Source organism: Photorhabdus laumondii subsp. laumondii, assembly GCF_003343245.1.
GTDB lineage: Bacteria > Pseudomonadota > Gammaproteobacteria > Enterobacterales > Enterobacteriaceae > Photorhabdus > Photorhabdus laumondii.
In genome coordinates, this window is the sequence record NZ_CP024901.1 from 5,496,268 (window position 1) to 5,515,391 (window position 19,124).

Consider the following 19,124-nt stretch of genomic DNA (forward strand, 5'->3'; position numbering starts at 1 on the left):
CTCGACGTTACGCCTTGACAGCCGGTTTTACGATCAGGTTGCCACCAGTTGAGCCTGGAACAGCACCTTTGACCAGCAGCAGGTTGCGCTCAGCGTCAACACGTACTACATCCAGGCTTTGAACAGTTACGCGTTCATTACCCAGTTGGCCTGCCATTTTCTTGCCTTTAAATACCTTGCCCGGAGTTTGGTTCTGACCGATAGAACCCGGAACACGATGAGACAAAGAGTTACCGTGGCTAGCATCTTGGGTACGGAAGTTCCAGCGCTTAACAGTACCAGCAAAACCTTTACCTTTAGATGTACCAGTAACGTCGACTTTCTTAACGTCAGCGAAAATCTCAACGCTAATGCTTTGACCTACAGCATATTCTTCGCCTTCAGACAGGCGGAATTCACGCAGGATACGGCCAGCTTCAACGCCAGCTTTAGCGAAATGACCCGCTTCAGGTTTATTTACACGGCTAGCTTTTTTGCTACCAGTAGTAACCTGAATTGCACGATAACCATCGTTATCTAGCTCTTTAACCTGAGTAACACGGTTATCTTCAATTTCGATAACAGTTACAGGGATCGAAACGCCATCTTCAGTGAAGATACGAGTCATACCCACTTTTTTACCGACTAAACCAATCATTGTTTCAACCTCTCAATCGTTCAATGACCTGATTAACCCAGGCTGATCTGCACGTCTACACCGGCAGCCAGATCCAGACGCATCAGAGCATCAACGGTTTTCTCGGTTGGCTCAACGATGTCAACCAGACGCTTATGAGTGCGAATTTCGTACTGATCACGCGCATCTTTATTAACATGCGGAGAAATTAGAACGGTAAAACGCTCTTTACGAGTCGGCAGCGGGATCGGACCACGAACCTGCGCACCAGTACGCTTAGCGGTCTCGACAATTTCCGCAGTTGATTGATCGATCAAACGATGATCAAATGCTTTCAGGCGAATACGGATTCTTTGGTTCTGCATGAGACCAGAGCTCCAACTATTTTATAAACATAAATGATTACTCCTCAATCCCATTTCGATTGATGGGAGAGTGCAATCGTTCAATATATAACCCCCATATCGGGGATATTTTAAATGGGCAGCAAACAAATACTGCTCACTTACTGGCTAACAAACCAGACTTACACGTAAGTAAGACCGCATATTATACGCAAATCAATTAACAAAGCAAGACACAGATGAAGATCTGTCCAGAGTAAAATTAGAGGGGCATAAAACAAGATGCCCTAACTTAACAGATAGGGCATTTTTCCGTAACTATAACTATTCTCCTTCAAGAATCTGTGATTGAGTGTAATTTTGAATCCCCATACGTTCAATTAATTCAAATTGAGTTTCCAACCAATCAATATGCTTTTCTTCTTCATCTAGAATATCAATCATTAAATCACGGCTAACATAGTCATGAATCGAATCAGCATAAGCAATCGCTTCTTTCAAATCTTTAGCTCCTTGCAATTCGAGCTGCAAGTCAGATTTGAGCATTTCTTCGATATCTTCTCCGATGTTAAGTTTTCCTAGATCCTGCAAATTAGGAATCCCTTCAAGAAAAAGGATACGTTCAATGTACCTATCGGCGTGCTTCATTTCATCGATAGATTCATGATATTCCTTATCATTAAGGCGAGTAAGACCCCAGTTTTTGAACATTCGGGCGTGCAGAAAATACTGATTAATTGCAACAAGCTCATTTCCAAGAAGTTTGTTCAAATGAGCAATCATTTTTTTATCACCTTTCATAGACTATTCCTCCGCTTCCAGTACTTAAAGTGTAGTACCTATTCAGCAGAGTAGTAGTAAACTTACTTCTTTTTTATCAAGCAACGTTATCTATCTTGGGTAACTGTGCAATCTCCTCATTAATTAGCTCTCTAGCTTGGCGTATGCATTTGCCACAATCACGGCCTACAGGCACAATACATTTTAGTTCTTTAATAGAGTGAATATGATGTTGACGCACCGCATTACGTATTGTTTTGTCACTCACCGCATTACATAGGCAGACATACATAAATAACACTCTCTGGTACACATTATAGCGCATATTAAATAATAATGAGTCTCATTTCAATAATCATTCGCATTTTAATTTTCTGATTCAGGTTCCTCCAAATATTCTTTTAGCCTTGTCAAATAGAGGGAGTTCTCTCATTTCTATAACACTTTGGCTAGGAAGGCTTTTATCTCTATCAGGGACTTTCTTAAACTTATTCCATCCTAAGACTATCTCCTACATCAACAATTTGTTCCAGAACTGATAGCTAGACAGAACAACCTACTTAAGATATTACGGGATATAGAATTCACATACTTAGTTGCACGAAAACGAGCATGCTATGCCGTAATCTTTTCGGGAGTATCCTCTCTTTCTGTTAGAGCATACCAACAGAGACAGAACAAGCATGGGTTAGATATTACTACCTGTATGTAAAAGAAAATATGACTTATCTAAGTCTGAAAACAAATACTTATTTGGAAAAATCGCGAGTTATCACCAACGTATTCTATAGATGAATGATGTATATAACTCTGAGAATATCCTAATAAAACAACCAAATAACGCCTTCAGGAACAAGCGGCCAAAATCAAAAAGTTAAAACACGAAGAGATAACCCAACGGTGTGGTTCATGCAGAGAATTTAAGGAAGGATGATATCAATTAAAATACTCACTAACAGACACCTGATGTAGCACACCAGGCATCTGTTCTAAAACAAGCCAGAAGGCAAACCTATTCTAGAGTTAGGTACTTAATCATTAGCTATTAAGCGATAACTTTAGCAACAACACCAGCACCTACTGTACGGCCACCTTCACGGATAGCGAAGCGCAGACCCTGGTCCATTGCGATTGGGGCAATCAGGGTAACTTTCATCTGAATGTTATCACCTGGCATCACCATTTCCACGCCTTCTGGCAGTTCAATGGTACCGGTCACGTCAGTTGTACGGAAGTAGAACTGTGGACGGTAGCCTTTGAAGAATGGCGTATGACGGCCACCTTCGTCTTTGCTCAGAATATAAACTTCTGATTCGAAAGTGGTGTGTGGCTTGATTGAACCCGGTTTCGCCAGTACCTGACCACGTTCGATTTCGTCACGCTTGGTACCACGCAGCAGAACACCGACGTTCTCACCTGCACGGCCTTCGTCCAGCAGTTTGCGGAACATTTCTACGCCAGTACAAGTGGTTTTAGTCGTGTCTTTGATACCCACGATTTCAACTTCTTCACCCACTTTAACGATACCGCGCTCTACACGACCGGTAACTACAGTACCACGGCCTGAAATAGAGAATACGTCTTCGATTGGCAGCAGGAATGGCTGGTCAATAGCACGCTCTGGCTCTGGAATGTAGCTATCCAGGGCCTCTGCCAGTTCGATGATTTTGGCTTCCCACTCTGCATCACCTTCCAGCGCTTTCAGAGCAGAACCACGGATGACTGGCGTGTCGTCGCCTGGGAAATCGTACTGAGACAGCAGCTCACGCACTTCCATCTCAACCAGTTCCAGCAGCTCTTCGTCGTCTACCATGTCACATTTGTTCAGGAACACGATGATGTAAGGAACGCCTACCTGACGGCCTAACAGGATGTGCTCACGCGTCTGTGGCATTGGACCGTCAGTCGCGGCAACTACCAGGATTGCGCCGTCCATCTGAGCCGCACCGGTGATCATGTTTTTCACGTAGTCGGCGTGGCCTGGGCAGTCAACGTGCGCATAGTGGCGGCTTGGAGTATCGTATTCTACGTGAGAAGTAGAGATGGTGATACCACGCGCTTTTTCTTCTGGTGCGTTATCGATTTGGTCGAATGCACGAGCATTACCACCGTAGGTTTTAGCCAGTACAGTAGTAATAGCAGCAGTCAGGGTAGTTTTACCGTGGTCAACGTGGCCGATAGTACCAACGTTAACGTGCGGTTTTGTACGTTCAAACTTTTCTTTAGACATTAGATTGTCCCTCTAAGACACGGAATCGGTGGTTCCACCACATCAACCAAGCAATTGCTCGTTGAATATCGCTTACAGGAATAAAATCGGGAGACAAGGACATTAAGGAAGTGGTGCTGATAGGCAGATTCGAACTGCCGGCCTCACCCTTACCAAGGGTGTGCTCTACCAACTGAGCTATATCAGCACATCTTGGAGCGGGCAGCGGGAATCGAACCCGCATCATCAGCTTGGAAGGCTGAGGTAATAGCCATTATACGATGCCCGCATTGAACTCGGCTACCTGACTTTAATCAGCTGTATGTTGATCTCAATATACTTTGCTTCCAGTTAAGCACTAAAAGAATACCAAGATTAAATCTGATTCTTTGGTGGTGGGGGAAGGATTCGAACCTTCGAAGTCTGTGACGGCAGATTTACAGTCTGCTCCCTTTGGCCGCTCGGGAACCCCACCTTTCCAAATTTTTAATGGTGCCGGCACCAAGAATCGAACTCGGGACCTACTGATTACAAGTCAGTTGCTCTACCAACTGAGCTATGCCGGCATCAAGTGCTGCGCATTCTAGGCAGTGTGAACGCTCTATGCAACAAAAAAATTGCTTTCCTTGATCATTCGGTTGCAAAATAACCAATTTCATTCGATTAGCTGTTTTTTTCAATTGATTTAGCTTAAACAATAAACACCGAATTACCTACCAACTAAGGAACCTATCACAAGTGCTCGATAAAACTTGATAAGCCACTTCATCTTGAATCATTTAAATTCCCATCATGATAAGCAAACAGCTGAAGCTAACATTAAGTAAAACAACTCAATTTTTTACAATTCTGCATTTCTTACAAAAAAAACCTCTAAAAATATAAAAAAGCCTACGCCTGCCGCTCATCAGTCGATATCATGCGATTTATTTTTTGTCGGGTACAGGTTGTTTATTACAACTTGCCAAACCTGCACAAACAGGCAGATGTTGGTTTATGAATAAAAAAGAACCTTTTTTGGCTACTCCATATTTGCAATTCAATCGTGAACAATGGGCAACCTTACGTGATTCAGTTCCACTGACATTAACAAAAGAAGAATTAATTGATTTAAAAGGAATTAATGAAGAAATTTCTTTAGAAGAAGTTGTTGAGATTTACCTTCCTTTATCTCGCTTACTCAATTTTTATATTAGTTCAAATTTACGTCGTCAAGCAGTGCTGGAACAATTTTTAGGTACTGATGGACAAAAAGTCCCTTATGTCATAGGAATTGCTGGCAGTGTTGCTGTTGGTAAAAGCACTACTGCACGTCTATTACAAGCTCTGCTGAGTCGTTGGCCTGAACACAGAAGCGTAGAATTAATTACTACAGATGGTTTTCTACATTCTAACAGCGTGCTGAATGAACGTGGACTGATGAAAAAGAAAGGGTTCCCACAGTCATATGATATGCATAGCTTAGTGAAATTTGTATCTGATATTAAATCGGGCTCTAAACAAGTATCCGCACCAGTATACTCTCATCTTACCTATGATATCGTACCAAATGAGCAAAAATTCATTAAACAACCAGACATTTTGATTCTAGAGGGTTTGAATGTATTACAAAGCGGTATGGATTATCCCCATGATCCACACCATGTATTTGTCTCTGATTTTGTCGACTTTTCTATCTACGTCGATGCACCAGAAAAATTACTCAAAAGTTGGTATATCAGTCGTTTCTTAAAATTCCGCCAAGGTGCCTTTTCCGATCCAGATTCTTATTTCCACAGTTACTCCAAACTATCAGAAGAAGAAGCCATAAATACTGCATCCGATATCTGGCAAGAGATCAATGGACTGAATTTGCGACAAAATATTTTACCAACTCGAGAACGCGCAAGCCTAATCATGACAAAAGGTACTAATCACACTATTGAAAGCGTAAGGCTACGTAAGTAAAGATAGTCTCCGAACCCGGAAGACATTTCTCTTCCGGTCATTTTTAACAACCTCTTAAAGAAATCTCCCCGCCAATATATGGGGTTATGACACCATTCTGATCAAGTAACAAAGCACCTTGCTGATTAATACCCCTAGCTATACCATACACTTCCTGACTACCAATAATTAATTTCACCGGCCTATCCATAAAATTATCTAACTCAAACCACCGAGAAACAAATGAAGACAAGCCTTTATTTTCAAACTGAATTAGAGCTTTCCTTAGATCAAGTATTATTTCTACAGCCAATTTATTACGATCAACTTGAATTCCTGCCTGCAACAAATTAATCCATTGCTGATTAATAGGTTCTTCGTCCTTATGATCCATCGAAATATTTATACCCGCACCTATTACAACCTGAGCAGCATCACCAGTCTTTCCTATTAGTTCAACTAAAATTCCCGCTAATTTCTTATCATCAAGATATAAATCATTTGGCCATTTTACCCTAATTCTACCAGCGCCAAATCGATGCAATACTTCAGCAATAACAATGCCAACAACCAAACTCAATCCAATTGCAGCAGCAGGTCCTTGTTCAAGGCGCCAATACATAGATAAATAAAGATTTTTACCAAAGGGCGAAACCCATTTCCTTCCACGCCGCCCTCTGCCAGCATACTGGTACTCTGCAACACAAGCATCCCCTGATTTCAATTCAGATAAACGTTCCAACAAATACTGATTAGTCGAATCAATAACTGGCAAAACAGTTATACGATCCTGAGGTAAGTATTGCAAAATAGTAGACTCATCAAGTAACTGCATAGGTGCCATAAGGCTATACCCCTTACCAAGAGTTGTTTCTAGCTCAATTCCCCACTCACGAATTGTCTGTATATGTTTATTAATTCCAGCCCTACTCATCCCTAAATATTGTCCCAACTGTTGACCGGAATGAACTTCACCGTCAGACAAAATCTTAATCAACTGTAATGGCACGGTTATATCTTTCATGAAATACATTCCACAGCATCAATTTCGCCTTTAGAACCAATAAAACGAACCTCAGGTTCAAGTAATACACCAAACTTACTTATCACTTGCCGGCGAATGTAAGCAGCCAATAAAACTACATCCTTACCTGTAGCATTTTCCTGATTTATCAGTACTAGAGCTTGTCTAAGATGCACAGATGCACCTCCAATGCGATAACCTTTTAAATTACAACGTTCAATGAGCCAAGCTGCCGCTAATTTAAACATCCCATTCGTGTAAGAATATTGGGGGCTATCAGGGTAATTTTCTTTGATTTTTGCCGCAACTTCCGCACTGACAATTGGGTTTTTGAAGAAACTGCCCGCGTTTCCTGTTATTGCAGGATCAGGTAATTTACTGGTGCGCATTGCACATACTGAATCAAAAATCTGCTGAGGAGTTACATTATCTTTCGATAGCCTAGTTAAATTACCGTAGTTCAATATTGGCTGCCAATTCTTCTTCAACAATAATCCTACAGAAATAATAGAATGATTTGCTTTATATTTATGCTTGAAAATACTATCACGATATCTAAACTGACATTCACCAACACTAAGACGCGTTTGTTCCCCAGTTTCTAGATTAAGAACATCTACATATTCACACACATCTCTAAATTCAATACCATATGCACCAATATTTTGAATTGGTGCTGCGCCAGAGCAACCAGGAATTAAAGCCAGATTCTCTAATCCATAGATTTGATTTTTAAGAGAATGACAGACTAATTCGTGCCAATTTTCTCCCGCCCCTACATGTAAATGCCATGATTCATCTGTCTCCCGCTGTTGAATCCCCATAATTCTATTCAGAATCACAGTTCCTTCAAAATTTGTAGTAAATAAGACATTACTACCTCCACCAAGCAGTAATACAGGTTGTTTTTCGCTTTTGGCTTTTTGCCATAAAGCTAATAAGGACTCGGCAGATTCAGCTATATCTAAACGTTTAGCATAGGCTGATAACCCAAAGGTATTAAACTCTTTAAGAGAAAGCATTCACTCAACACTCAATAAAGCTATTTAATAAGTAGTTTATCAGCTATAGGCGTGGAAAACAGTTGGAAAACTAAGTTAGTTCTTTGTTAAATGCAAAAAGGCCACCCAGAAGGGTGGCCTTTTTGTTTCAAAATAAAGTCTGGCAGTTCCCTACTCTCACATGGGGAGACCCCACACTACCATCGGCGCTACGGCGTTTCACTGCTGAGTTCGGCATGGGGTCAGGTGGGACCACCGCGCTATCGCCGCCAGACAAATTCTTTATTCGTTATCATGGTGCTGATACCCAGATTCGAACTGGGGACCTCACCCTTACCAAGGGTGTGCTCTACCAACTGAGCCATATCAGCAATAGTTGCCCAAACTCACTGTTGGCGCAAAAAATTAAAGCCTGGCAGTGTCCTACTCTCACATGGGGAGACCCCACACTACCATCGGCGCTACGGCGTTTCACTGCTGAGTTCGGCATGGGGTCAGGTGGGACCACCGCGCTATCGCCGCCAGGCATATTCGGTTTTCTTCCGGCCGTTGTCGCTCTTCTGCCACAACCACCCGAATCAATCTCTGAACAAGCTGAAAAGTCATCTCTCTGCTGTCAACCGGCTTCTGCCGGCTGCCCTCTGAACACCAAAACACCTTCGGTGTTGTAAGGTTAAGCCTCTCGGTTCATTAGTACTGGTCAGCTCAATGCATCGCTGCACTTACACACCCAGCCTATCCACGTCTTCGTCTTAAACGTTCCTTCCGTGACCTCAGTCAGGGGAAGACTCATCTCAAGGCAAGTTTCCCGCTTAGATGCTTTCAGCGGTTATCTCTCCCGCACTTAGCTACCGGGCTATGCCATTGGCATGACAACCCGTACACCAGCGGTGCGTCCACTCCGGTCCTCTCGTACTAGGAGCAGCCCCTTTCAATCTTCCTGCGCCCACGGCAGATAGGGACCGAACTGTCTCACGACGTTCTAAACCCAGCTCGCGTACCACTTTAAATGGCGAACAGCCATACCCTTGGGACCTACTTCAGCCCCAGGATGTGATGAGCCGACATCGAGGTGCCAAACACCGCCGTCGATATGAACTCTTGGGCGGTATCAGCCTGTTATCCCCGGAGTACCTTTTATCCGTTGAGCGATGGCCCTTCCATTCAGAACCACCGGATCACTAAGACCTACTTTCGTACCTGCTCGAACCGTCACTCTCGCAGTTAAGCTGGCTTATGCCTTTGCACTAACCTCACGATGTCCGACCGTGATTAGCCAACCTTCGTGCTCCTCCGTTACCCTTTGGGAGGAGACCGCCCCAGTCAAACTACCCGCCAGACACTGTCCCCGGCCCGGTTTACGGGCCCAGGTGAGAACATCGAACATTCAAGGGTGGTATTTCAAGGATGGCTCCATGCAGACTGGCGTCCGCACTTCTCAGCCTCCCACCTATCCTACACATCAAGGCTCCATGTTCAGTGTCAAGCTATAGTAAAGGTTCACGGGGTCTTTCCGTCTTGCCGCGGGGACACTGCATCTTCACAGCGAGTTCAATTTCACTGAGTCTCGGGTGGAGACAGCCTGGCCATCATTACGCCATTCGTGCAGGTCGGAACTTACCCGACAAGGAATTTCGCTACCTTAGGACCGTTATAGTTACGGCCGCCGTTTACTGGGGCTTCTGTCAAGAGCCTCGCCTTGCGGCTAACCCCATCAATTAACCTTCCAGCACCGGGCAGGCGTCACACCGTATACGTCCACTTACGTGTTTGCACAGTGCTGTGTTTTTAATAAACAGTTGCAGCCAGCTGGTCTCTGCGACTGGCTTCAGCTCCGGAGGCAAACCCCTTCACCTACCGCCAGCGTGCCTTCTCCCGAAGTTACGGCACCATTTTGCCTAGTTCCTTCACCCGAGTTCTCTCAAGCGCCTGAGTATTCTCTACCTGACCACCTGTGTCGGTTTGGGGTACGATTCAATATGACCTGAGGCTTAGAGGCTTTTCCTGGAAGCCGGGCATCAACCACTTCACCGCCGTAACGGCTCGTCATCACGCCTCAGTGTTCACAGAAGAGCGGATTTACCTGCTCCTCCCACCTACACGCTTAAACCGGGACAACCGTCGCCCGGATGGCCTAGCCTTCTCCGTCCCCCCTTCGCAGTCACATTCAGTACAGGAATATTAACCTGTTTCCCATCAGCTACGCCTCTCGGCCTCACCTTAGGGGTCGACTCACCCTGCCCCGATTAACGTTGGACAGGAACCCTTGGTCTTCCGGCGAGCGGGTTTTTCACCCGCTTTATCGTTACTTATGTCAGCATTCGCACTTCTGATACCTCCAGCAGGCCTCACAGCTCCACCTTCTCCGGCTTACAGAACGCTCCCCTACCCAATAACACTTGCGTGTCACTGCCGCAGCTTCGGTGCATGGTTTAGCCCCGTTACATCTTCCGCGCAGGCCGACTCGACCAGTGAGCTATTACGCTTTCTTTCAATGATGGCTGCTTCTAAGCCAACATCCTGGCTGTCTGGGCCTTCCCACATCGTTTCCCACTTAACCATGACTTCGGGACCTTAGCTGGCGGTCTGGGTTGTTTCCCTCTTCACGACGGACGTTAGCACCCGCCGTGTGTCTCCCGTGATACCATTCTTCGGTATTCGCAGTTTGCATCGGGTTGGTAAGCCGGGATGGCCCCCTAGCCGAAACAGTGCTCTACCCCCGAAGATGAATTCACGAGGCGCTACCTAAATAGCTTTCGGGGAGAACCAGCTATCTCCCGGTTTGATTGGCCTTTCACCCCCAGCCACAGGTCATCCGCTAATTTTTCAACATTAGTCGGTTCGGTCCTCCAGTTAGTGTTACCCAACCTTCAACCTGCCCATGGCTAGCTCACCGGGTTTCGGGTCTATACCCTGCAACTCTTTCGCCCAGTTAAGACTCGGTTTCCCTGCGGCTCCCCTATCCGGTTAACCTTGCTACAGAATATAAGTCGCTGACCCATTATACAAAAGGTACGCAGTCACCCTGATTAATCACGGCTCCCACTGCTTGTACGTACACGGTTTCAGGTTCTCTTTCACTCCCCTCGCCGGGGTTCTTTTCGCCTTTCCCTCACGGTACTGGTTCACTATCGGTCAGTCAGGAGTATTTAGCCTTGGAGGATGGTCCCCCCACCTTCAGACAGGATTTCTCGTGTCCCGCCTTACTCATCGAACTCACAGCCATACCATCTTCGAGTACGGGGCTGTCACCCTCTCTCGCCGGCCTTTCCAGACCGTTCCTCTGATGCTATCGCTGATGCAGGTTCTGGGCTCCTCCCCGTTCGCTCGCCGCTACTGGGGGAATCTCGGTTGATTTCTTTTCCTCGGGGTACTGAGATGTTTCAGTTCCCCCGGTTCGCCTCATTAACCTATGAATTCAGTTAATGATAGTGCAACGCATTGCACTGGGTTTCCCCATTCGGACATCGCCGGCTCTGTCGCTTCATATCAGCTCACCGACGCTTTTCGCAGATTAGCACGTCCTTCATCGCCTCTGACTGCCTAGGCATCCACCGTGTACGCTTAGTCGCTTAACCTCACAACCCGAAACTGTCTCGGACTGTTCAGCTTGAGAGACACCTCAACAATACCTCGGCGATATTATTGAGTATTTCAATTTTTCAGCTTGTTCCAGATTGTTAAAGAGCATCTATCGCTAAACAGATTCACCTAAATCCGCTTAAAGATAACCTGACAACGCCTTTCACCCGTCATCCCGCAATATGGCGTCCCCTAGGGGATTCGAACCCCTGTTACCGCCGTGAAAGGGCGGTGTCCTAGGCCTCTAGACGAAGGGGACCCGCTGGTCAGCTTCGCAGACTCATTTGCACTCTATTTTCATCAGACAATCTGTGTGAGCACTGCACTCAACCTCTCTCAGGTAAGGAGGTGATCCAACCGCAGGTTCCCCTACGGTTACCTTGTTACGACTTCACCCCAGTCATGAGCCACAAAGTGGTCAGCGCCCCCCTTTCGGTTAAGCTACCGACTTCTTTTGCAACCCACTCCCATGGTGTGACGGGCGGTGTGTACAAGGCCCGGGAACGTATTCACCGTAGCATGCTGATCTACGATTACTAGCGATTCCGACTTCATGGAGTCGAGTTGCAGACTCCAATCCGGACTACGACAGACTTTGTGTGTTCCGCTTGCTCTCGCGAGGTCGCTTCACTTTGTATCCGCCATTGTAGCACGTGTGTAGCCCTACTCGTAAGGGCCATGATGACTTGACGTCATCCCCACCTTCCTCCGGTTTATCACCGGCAGTCTCCTTTGAGTTCCCACCTTCACGTGCTGGCAACAAAGGATAAGGGTTGCGCTCGTTGCGGGACTTAACCCAACATTTCACAACACGAGCTGACGACAGCCATGCAGCACCTGTCTCTCAGTTCCCTAAGGCACTTCGCTGTCTCCAGCAAATTCTGAGGATGTCAAGAGTAGGTAAGGTTCTTCGCGTTGCATCGAATTAAACCACATGCTCCACCGCTTGTGCGGGCCCCCGTCAATTCATTTGAGTTTTAACCTTGCGGCCGTACTCCCCAGGCGGTCGATTTAACGCGTTAGCTTCGGAAGCCACCGTTCAAGACCGCAACCTCCAAATCGACATCGTTTACAGCGTGGACTACCAGGGTATCTAATCCTGTTTGCTCCCCACGCTTTCGCACCTGAGCGTCAGTCTTCGTCCAGGGGGCCGCCTTCGCCACCGGTATTCCTCCACATCTCTACGCATTTCACCGCTACACATGGAATTCTACCCCCCTCTACGAGACTCCAGTCAACCAGTCTTAGATGCCATTCCCAGGTTGAGCCCGGGGATTTCACATCTAACTTAATTGACCGCCTGCGTGCGCTTTACGCCCAGTCATTCCGATTAACGCTTGCACCCTCCGTATTACCGCGGCTGCTGGCACGGAGTTAGCCGGTGCTTCTTCTGCGGGTAACGTCAAAGTCCAGCCCTCTTCAGGCTAAACCCTTCCTCCCCGCTGAAAGTACTTTACAACCCGAAGGCCTTCTTCATACACGCGGCATGGCTGCATCAGGCTTGCGCCCATTGTGCAATATTCCCCACTGCTGCCTCCCGTAGGAGTCTGGGCCGTGTCTCAGTCCCAGTGTGGCTGGTCATCCTCTCAGACCAGCTAGAGATCGTCGCCTAGGTAGGCCATTACCCTACCTACCAGCTAATCCCATCTGGGTTCATCCGACGGCGTGAGGCCCTTTCAGGTCCCCCACTTTGGTCTCGCGACATTATGCGGTATTAGCCACCGTTTCCAGTGGTTATCCCCCGCCCTCGGGCAGATCCCCAGACATTACTCACCCGTCCGCCGCTCGTCAGCAAAAGTGCAGGCACTTTCCTGTTACCGCTCGACTTGCATGTGTTAGGCCTGCCGCCAGCGTTCAATCTGAGCCATGATCAAACTCTTCAATTTAAATCAAAGTTTGATGCTCAAAGAATTCCTGACTAATTATTTCGTAATGAATTAACTGTTGTTCACTCTTCAAGACTTTAAAACGTATTTTTTTGTGATACGGTCTTGTGAGTGCCCACACAGATTGTCTGATTAATTGTTAAAGAGCAGGCTGACATAAAAAATAACATTCTCGTTCAGCCGGGCTGCGTATACTACGCTGTTCGCCCGCAGAGTCAAGCACTGATTATCGCTTTCTCTGCCCGACCTCACAATGTTTATCAGCGTTGTGTCGGTCAGTGGTGGCGCATTATAGGGCGTTCTTTGACGCTGGCAATAATTATTTTGAAAAAAGTTAACGACCGATGATTATTCCATCAAATTTAACTTAAGTTATCAATTTTTCTAGTTTTGAAAATCCATACTCCTGCAAAACGGGGATTAATGCATCAGTATCAGTATTCACTTTCATACAGTAAGCAAGACTATCTGCTGAAGTGCAAACAAGATTATTCTGATGTTTAACCAACCAAGCCGTTCTTCGAGCAATAGCAACACCAGAATCAATTAAACGCGTGCCATCAGGTAATATCTGAACTAATTCTTCTGCTAATAATGGAAAATGGGTACAACCCAATACCACTGTATCAGGTGGTTTTTTCATTCCAAGCCACGGTTTCAGTATCTTTTTTAAAATATCGGGAGAGACCTTACCACCATGCAGTTTAATTTCAGCTAATTCTACTAATTCAGCAGAACCTATAGATTCAATCCTGCAACCTGTCGCAAACTTTTCGATAAGTTCTTTTGTATAGGAACGATTAACTGTTGCTCTAGTCGCCAATAATCCAACGACACCATTACGAGTTAACTTTGCAGCAGGTTTTATCGCTGGAACCACACCAACAACCGGAAAGCTGAACCGCTCACGCAGAGCTGGCAAGCTGACTGTACTAGCAGTGTTACATGCAATAACCACTATTGTCAGAGGGTGTTTTTGCTGAATAGCACCAACAATTTGAACGACTCGTTCAACAATAAACTCTTCCGATTTTTCACCATAAGGGAATGCTTCGTTATCAAAAACATATATATAATGGAGATCTGGTAATAATTGTCGGATCTCTTGGTAAATAGATAAGCCGCCTACCCCAGAATCAAACACTAAAACTGTTGGGCGTGCGGCTTTATTTAAATCAGAAGTTATAGCTCCCAGTGAGGTAGTATTCACGTCCTGGAATGCGATAGCCATAAACTGTCTCGTAATCTTTATCAAGCAGGTTGGCTATTCTAGCACGAATTGTCAGATAAGAAGTGACTGGATATGAAACTGTTAAATCCCAAAAGCTGACGCCACCTAATTTCACACGCTTAGCCGGGGATGTACTGAAATCCTTGTCATAACGCCGCCCTAGATATTGATAAGTTAACCCCCAATCAAAATCATATAACTGCCAGTCAAGTTGATATTTCACTTGCTGCTTCGCACGACGAACTAAAATTTCATTAGTTTCACTATTACGGGGGTCAATATACTGTATTGTCAATTGATGCTGAAACATGCCAGTGTCTATTAAGCCAGTCCACTCAACACCTTTAATTTTCGCTTTACCAATATTGTAGTAGCGGCTATTCGCATAATCGATCAATTGCTCAATCTCATTGCGATATACAGTCATACGCCAAGTTAGCTGGCCAGTGACGCCTTCGATACCGCCTTCCCATTGTTTACTTTCTTCCGGTTTCAAATCATGATTACCACCAAAACCGTACATCTGGCTGAGCGTTGGAGCCTTAAATGCCGTACCATAAGAGGCTATCAAGCGATAATCTTTAATAAACTCCCAACCTAAACTGGCTTGCCATGTTGTATTCCAGCCAGCTTCTGAATGTTTATCTGAACGAATTGCACCTTCTAAAATAAAATCTTTCAGTTGTTGCTGTGCTGTCAGATACATTCCTGTATTACGTACCGTTTTACTCTTCGGAATATAACTGGTTCCAGCTTCTATCGATTGTTTTTGGAAATCCACACCGGTACTGACTATGCCCTGATATAGCTGAAAAGTATTCCCCCATTGCAAGTTATATTGTTCAGAATCATTAAGGCTAGCAGACTTATCATAGCGTCCATATTGAGGATCAAAGTTATAGTCTTTTGTATGACTATAACTTGTAATTAACTGGGATGAGTAGATCCCTTGGTTAAATCTGACTCCCATGTCATAGTGGCGACTATAAAGTTCACGAGTATCCGGTCTGGCATATGGATAACTCCAATTAATATCCGCATCATAAGATGTTCTATTGTTATAGCCATAAGCTCGAACAAATCCACTGACTTGCTCATTAAATTTTTGATCGACTCCTAACCAAAGCATTTTGCTCATGAAGCCGTCACGATCAGGTTGTCTAAAACCACCGGTATTACCATCAGCAACAACATCGTATCCTTTGGTATAAGTATAGTTAGCTGCTGCTGTCAGAACTGTATTTTCAGCTAGCGTTTGTTGAGTTGCACCATCATAAGTTTGATAGCCATGTGAGCCGATACCTACATTAAGGCTGGTTCCTAGCTTCTCTCTGGTAGTGATGATATTAATAACACCACCAATAGCATCAGAACCATAAACAGCGGAGCGTGGTCCACGGATATACTCAATTTTCTGAACCAATGATACAGGTATTTGGCTTAAATCAGAGGAGCCACTGATGCCCGCTTGATTCAAACGTATTCCATCCATCAGTACTAATACATGACTAGCATGAGTACCACGTATAAACAAAGAGCTTAATTGTCCAATCCCTCCATGCCGCGCAATATCAACACCGGGTAAACGACGCAAAATATCGGCTACACTATTTGACTGCCAACGATCAATTTCATCTCGTGTTACAACAGTATAAGGAGCCAATATGCTTGATATCGGCTGTTTAAAACGACTCGCCGTCACAACCAATGAATCCTGCGACTCCACCGCAGCAGAAGCTTGATTCCAGCCAGAAATCACCATAATTGAAACAGTGGATAATAATAACCGCTTTTTATTTATCATGAGAGAAAACATCCCACAATTTATTGTTAGAAGGACACGCTACGATGAAGCGTTGAGCCTATTCATAATAGTAAGCATAGACAGGATCGTGTATGAGTAATAAGAAAACTGGACATTCTTTGCTCTTTCCCTACAATTTTGCACGAAAATTTTTCTTACTACAGATATAAGAGAACAAACATAATGCAAAATCTCCTGCCAACGGAAAGCTATGAACAGCAACTGACGGAGAAAGTCAGCCGTTTAAAAAACATGATGGCACCTTTCCAGCCCCCGAGGCCAGAGGTTTTCCGCTCACCGCTATCTCATTACAGAATGCGAGCAGAATTTCGAATCTGGCATGAGCAGGATGATTTGTACCATATTATGTTCGATCAACAGACGAAACAACGTATTCGCCTTGTTCAATTCCCTGTCGCCAGTAAGTTAATCAACAAAATGATGGTAGTATTAATTGACTCCATTAGATCTGAACAGATCTTGTGTCATAAGCTATTTCAAATTGATTATCTGTCTACTTGCAGTAATAAAATCCTTGTTTCTCTGCTTTATCACAAAAAATTGGGGGAAGAATGGACACAACAAGCATTAAGACTGCGTGAAGCGTTAAGACATAAAGGGTTTGACGTTGAGTTAATTGGCAGAGCCGCTAAAACCAAAATCACATTGGATCATGATTATATTGATGAGGTTTTACCTGTCGCAGGCCGAAAAATGATTTATCGCCAGGTGGAAAACAGCTTCACCCAACCAAATGCTAGCGTCAATATTCATATGCTTGAATGGGCAATTAATATTACCAAAGATTCAAAAGGTGATTTACTTGAGCTCTATTGTGGTAATGGCAATTTCTCTCTGGCACTAGCTCAAAATTTTGAACGAGTATTGGCAACAGAAATTGCCAAGCCATCCGTTGCGGCCGCTCAATACAACATTACAGCCAATGGTATTGATAATGTACAAATTATCCGAATGTCAGCAGAGGAATTCACCCAAGCAATGAATGGTGAACGCGAATTTAATCGCCTTCAGGGAATAAATTTAAAAAGCTATCAATGTGAAACTATCTTTGTCGATCCACCACGTAGCGGCCTTGATGAAAAAACACTTGAGATGGTCCGGGCATATCCACGGATTCTTTATATTTCCTGTAACCCGGAAACCCTTTGCCATAATCTGGAGACATTAACCCAAACGCATAAAATTAGCCATCTGGCTCTGTTTGATCAGTTTCCTTATACTCATCATATGGAATGCGGCGTGCTTCTGGAAAAATTAAACTGATACTTGACAAACATATAAAGCAAAAACGCCGGCAGATAGATCTCTCCGGCGTTTTTCATCAATTAATGACAATTTTCTGTAATTGCCTGGTTTTTACGAATTTTTACCTTTCTGTAAATCCAAAATACCAGTACGGTACCCATTACTGCGGGCAGAAAATTAGAGCCAATTTCAGGGTATTCAACCCTGATAATCGCACTATAACTAAATAATCCTAAGAGGAAACAGGCGACAACCAACTTAGGCATCCCATCTGGCATTGAGTAATTCAAATAGCGCTGATGGATACAATAAACTGATAAAATCAATGTTATCAATGGGAAAACTGAAAAAGAAACAACTGAGCTAAAAACTGCTGAAAATGTTCCATTCGTTGCTAATCCGACAATAAAAGCGAGTAACAATGTACTTTTGTCCTGGCGATATTGTTCCATCATTTCGTTCTCCTCCTTCATAGTTATTTAAGTTTAGGGTTCGGTGGGTTCATTTCTTTGCGATACCAATAATATGCACCTTTAGCAATCATCCGTAGCTGCAAGACTAAACGTTCTTCTAAACGCTGTCTTTTCTCCAAATCAATATCCAGTGCTTCTGCACCTGCACTGAATACTATTGTTACCATTGCCTCTGCCTGCACTTCAGTAAAATGCCTCGGCATACAGCTTTCCTGTTCTAAATAGTCTGCCAGCTCAGCAATAAAATGTTGGATTTCCCGTGCGACAGCGGCACGAAATTCAGCAGAAGTCCCTGAACGTTCACGTAATAATAATCGGAATGCATTTGGGTTATTACCGATAAATTCCATAAAAGTTGAAACAGACGTGCGGATGACACTGCCACCTTTAGCAATACGTTGCCGGGCTTGCCTCATTAACTGACGTAACATCAAACCACTTTCATCCACCATAGTGAGCCCAAGCTCATCAACATCGCGGAAATGACGATAAAATGAAGTGGGTGCAATACCTGCTTCACGGGCGACTTCACGCAAGCTAAGGCTGGTAAAACTCCTTTCGGCACTCAACTGGCTGAAAGCCGCTTCAATCAGTGAACGACGAGTTTTTTCTTTCTGTTTCGCTCTGATGCCGATAATGTTACTCACACGAATCCTGACTCTTTATCTGAACTACATGTTAGGAAATATACCAAATTTTAATACGTTTGCCGTAATGATATGCTTATCATGTCATTTATAATGATCCATGTCATTTTATCAGCGCATTTTCTTATTAGATATTAAGATGATAAAGGTGACTACGCGTAGTCAGAAAATCATTAAAGGAGCATTTCCCCTTTGCTAATTCGATCGTTAGATAATTATTTATTTTCCAAAAACTTCATGGTATCAGCATAACGGGTAAAACTATGTTCAATTCACCCTAAACGATGACATAAACTCCTTATGATGATTGGGTTATTAAGTCAACCAATGTTAAT

13 protein-coding genes, 6 tRNA genes and 4 rRNA genes are annotated in these 19,124 nt (G+C 44.3%); 2 read left to right on the forward strand and 21 right to left on the reverse strand.

Features of this window, described 5'->3' with window-relative positions:
* Positions 1-7 precede the first annotated feature (7 nt).
* From rplC to PluTT01m_RS24330, 9 genes are all read right to left on the reverse strand, one after another.
* On the reverse strand, positions 8-637 hold the full coding sequence (rplC, locus tag PluTT01m_RS24290; RefSeq protein WP_011148795.1) for a 50S ribosomal protein L3: 630 nt from the start codon (positions 635-637) through the stop codon (positions 8-10).
* A 32-nt stretch (positions 638-669) separates the two neighbouring features.
* Positions 670-981, reverse strand: coding sequence for a 30S ribosomal protein S10 (gene rpsJ, locus PluTT01m_RS24295; RefSeq protein WP_001181005.1), 312 nt, complete (start codon positions 979-981; stop codon positions 670-672).
* A gap of 303 nt (positions 982-1,284) precedes the next feature.
* On the reverse strand, positions 1,285-1,761 hold the full coding sequence (bfr, locus tag PluTT01m_RS24300; protein WP_011148796.1) for a bacterioferritin: 477 nt from the start codon (positions 1,759-1,761) through the stop codon (positions 1,285-1,287).
* 76 nt (positions 1,762-1,837) lie between these two features.
* Positions 1,838-2,032 carry a bacterioferritin-associated ferredoxin gene (gene bfd / locus PluTT01m_RS24305; protein WP_011148797.1) on the reverse strand — a complete coding sequence of 65 codons (195 nt, stop codon included), beginning with the start codon at positions 2,030-2,032 and terminating at the stop codon, positions 1,838-1,840.
* A 753-nt stretch (positions 2,033-2,785) separates the two neighbouring features.
* A complete protein-coding gene (gene tuf / locus PluTT01m_RS24310; protein WP_011148798.1) occupies positions 2,786-3,970 on the reverse strand; it encodes an elongation factor Tu in 1,185 nt (394 codons plus the stop codon).
* A gap of 111 nt (positions 3,971-4,081) precedes the next feature.
* A tRNA-Thr gene (locus PluTT01m_RS24315) sits at positions 4,082-4,157 on the reverse strand.
* 6 nt (positions 4,158-4,163) lie between these two features.
* Positions 4,164-4,238 (reverse strand) — tRNA-Gly (locus PluTT01m_RS24320).
* Between the two features lie 101 nt (positions 4,239-4,339).
* Positions 4,340-4,424 (reverse strand) — tRNA-Tyr (locus PluTT01m_RS24325).
* 15 nt (positions 4,425-4,439) lie between these two features.
* Positions 4,440-4,515 (reverse strand) — tRNA-Thr (locus tag PluTT01m_RS24330).
* 430 nt (positions 4,516-4,945) lie between these two features.
* Here PluTT01m_RS24330 and coaA point away from each other — a divergent pair.
* Positions 4,946-5,896 (forward strand): type I pantothenate kinase, encoded by a 951-nt coding sequence (gene coaA / locus PluTT01m_RS24335; RefSeq protein WP_011148799.1) that lies wholly within the window; start codon positions 4,946-4,948, stop codon positions 5,894-5,896.
* Between the two features lie 43 nt (positions 5,897-5,939).
* Here coaA and birA read toward each other — a convergent pair whose 3' ends face one another.
* The 10 genes from birA to btuB form a co-directional block, all read right to left on the reverse strand.
* The gene (birA, locus tag PluTT01m_RS24340; protein ID WP_011148800.1) at positions 5,940-6,899 is read right to left on the reverse strand and encodes a bifunctional biotin--[acetyl-CoA-carboxylase] ligase/biotin operon repressor BirA; all 960 of its coding nucleotides are present in this window, start codon (positions 6,897-6,899) and stop codon (positions 5,940-5,942) included.
* The gene (gene murB / locus PluTT01m_RS24345; RefSeq protein ID WP_011148801.1) at positions 6,896-7,921 is read right to left on the reverse strand and encodes a UDP-N-acetylmuramate dehydrogenase; all 1,026 of its coding nucleotides are present in this window, start codon (positions 7,919-7,921) and stop codon (positions 6,896-6,898) included. Before murB ends, birA begins: the two co-directional genes overlap by 4 nt.
* A 137-nt stretch (positions 7,922-8,058) precedes the next feature.
* Positions 8,059-8,174 (reverse strand): 5S ribosomal RNA (gene rrf, locus PluTT01m_RS24350).
* A 21-nt stretch (positions 8,175-8,195) separates the two neighbouring features.
* Positions 8,196-8,271: transfer RNA gene (locus PluTT01m_RS24355), tRNA-Thr, on the reverse strand.
* Positions 8,272-8,310: 39 nt separating this feature from the next.
* Positions 8,311-8,426 (reverse strand): 5S ribosomal RNA (gene rrf / locus PluTT01m_RS24360).
* 143 nt (positions 8,427-8,569) lie between these two features.
* A 23S ribosomal RNA gene (locus PluTT01m_RS24365) occupies positions 8,570-11,478 on the reverse strand.
* Positions 11,479-11,665: 187 nt separating this feature from the next.
* Positions 11,666-11,741, reverse strand: a tRNA-Glu gene (locus tag PluTT01m_RS24370).
* An 82-nt stretch (positions 11,742-11,823) separates the two neighbouring features.
* Positions 11,824-13,368 (reverse strand): 16S ribosomal RNA (locus PluTT01m_RS24375).
* The 16S, 23S and 5S rRNA genes sit together here with 2 tRNA genes alongside, the layout of an rRNA operon.
* A gap of 367 nt (positions 13,369-13,735) precedes the next feature.
* A complete protein-coding gene (gene murI / locus PluTT01m_RS24380) occupies positions 13,736-14,599 on the reverse strand; it encodes a glutamate racemase (RefSeq protein WP_011148802.1) in 864 nt (287 codons plus the stop codon).
* Positions 14,544-16,403 carry a TonB-dependent vitamin B12 receptor BtuB gene (gene btuB, locus PluTT01m_RS24385; protein ID WP_011148803.1) on the reverse strand — a complete coding sequence of 620 codons (1,860 nt, stop codon included), beginning with the start codon at positions 16,401-16,403 and terminating at the stop codon, positions 14,544-14,546. Before btuB ends, murI begins: the two co-directional genes overlap by 56 nt.
* Before the next feature lie 180 nt (positions 16,404-16,583).
* Between btuB and trmA the strand changes: the two genes are divergently transcribed.
* The gene (trmA, locus tag PluTT01m_RS24390) at positions 16,584-17,687 is read left to right on the forward strand and encodes a tRNA (uridine(54)-C5)-methyltransferase TrmA (protein ID WP_109792008.1); all 1,104 of its coding nucleotides are present in this window, start codon (positions 16,584-16,586) and stop codon (positions 17,685-17,687) included.
* A 62-nt stretch (positions 17,688-17,749) separates the two neighbouring features.
* Here trmA and PluTT01m_RS24395 read toward each other — a convergent pair whose 3' ends face one another.
* Positions 17,750-18,121 (reverse strand): YijD family membrane protein, encoded by a 372-nt coding sequence (locus PluTT01m_RS24395; RefSeq protein ID WP_011148805.1) that lies wholly within the window; start codon positions 18,119-18,121, stop codon positions 17,750-17,752.
* Between the two features lie 23 nt (positions 18,122-18,144).
* Complete coding sequence (gene fabR, locus PluTT01m_RS24400) at positions 18,145-18,789, reverse strand: HTH-type transcriptional repressor FabR (RefSeq protein WP_011148806.1); 645 nt, start codon at positions 18,787-18,789, stop codon at positions 18,145-18,147.
* Between the last annotated feature and the right edge of the window lie 335 nt (positions 18,790-19,124).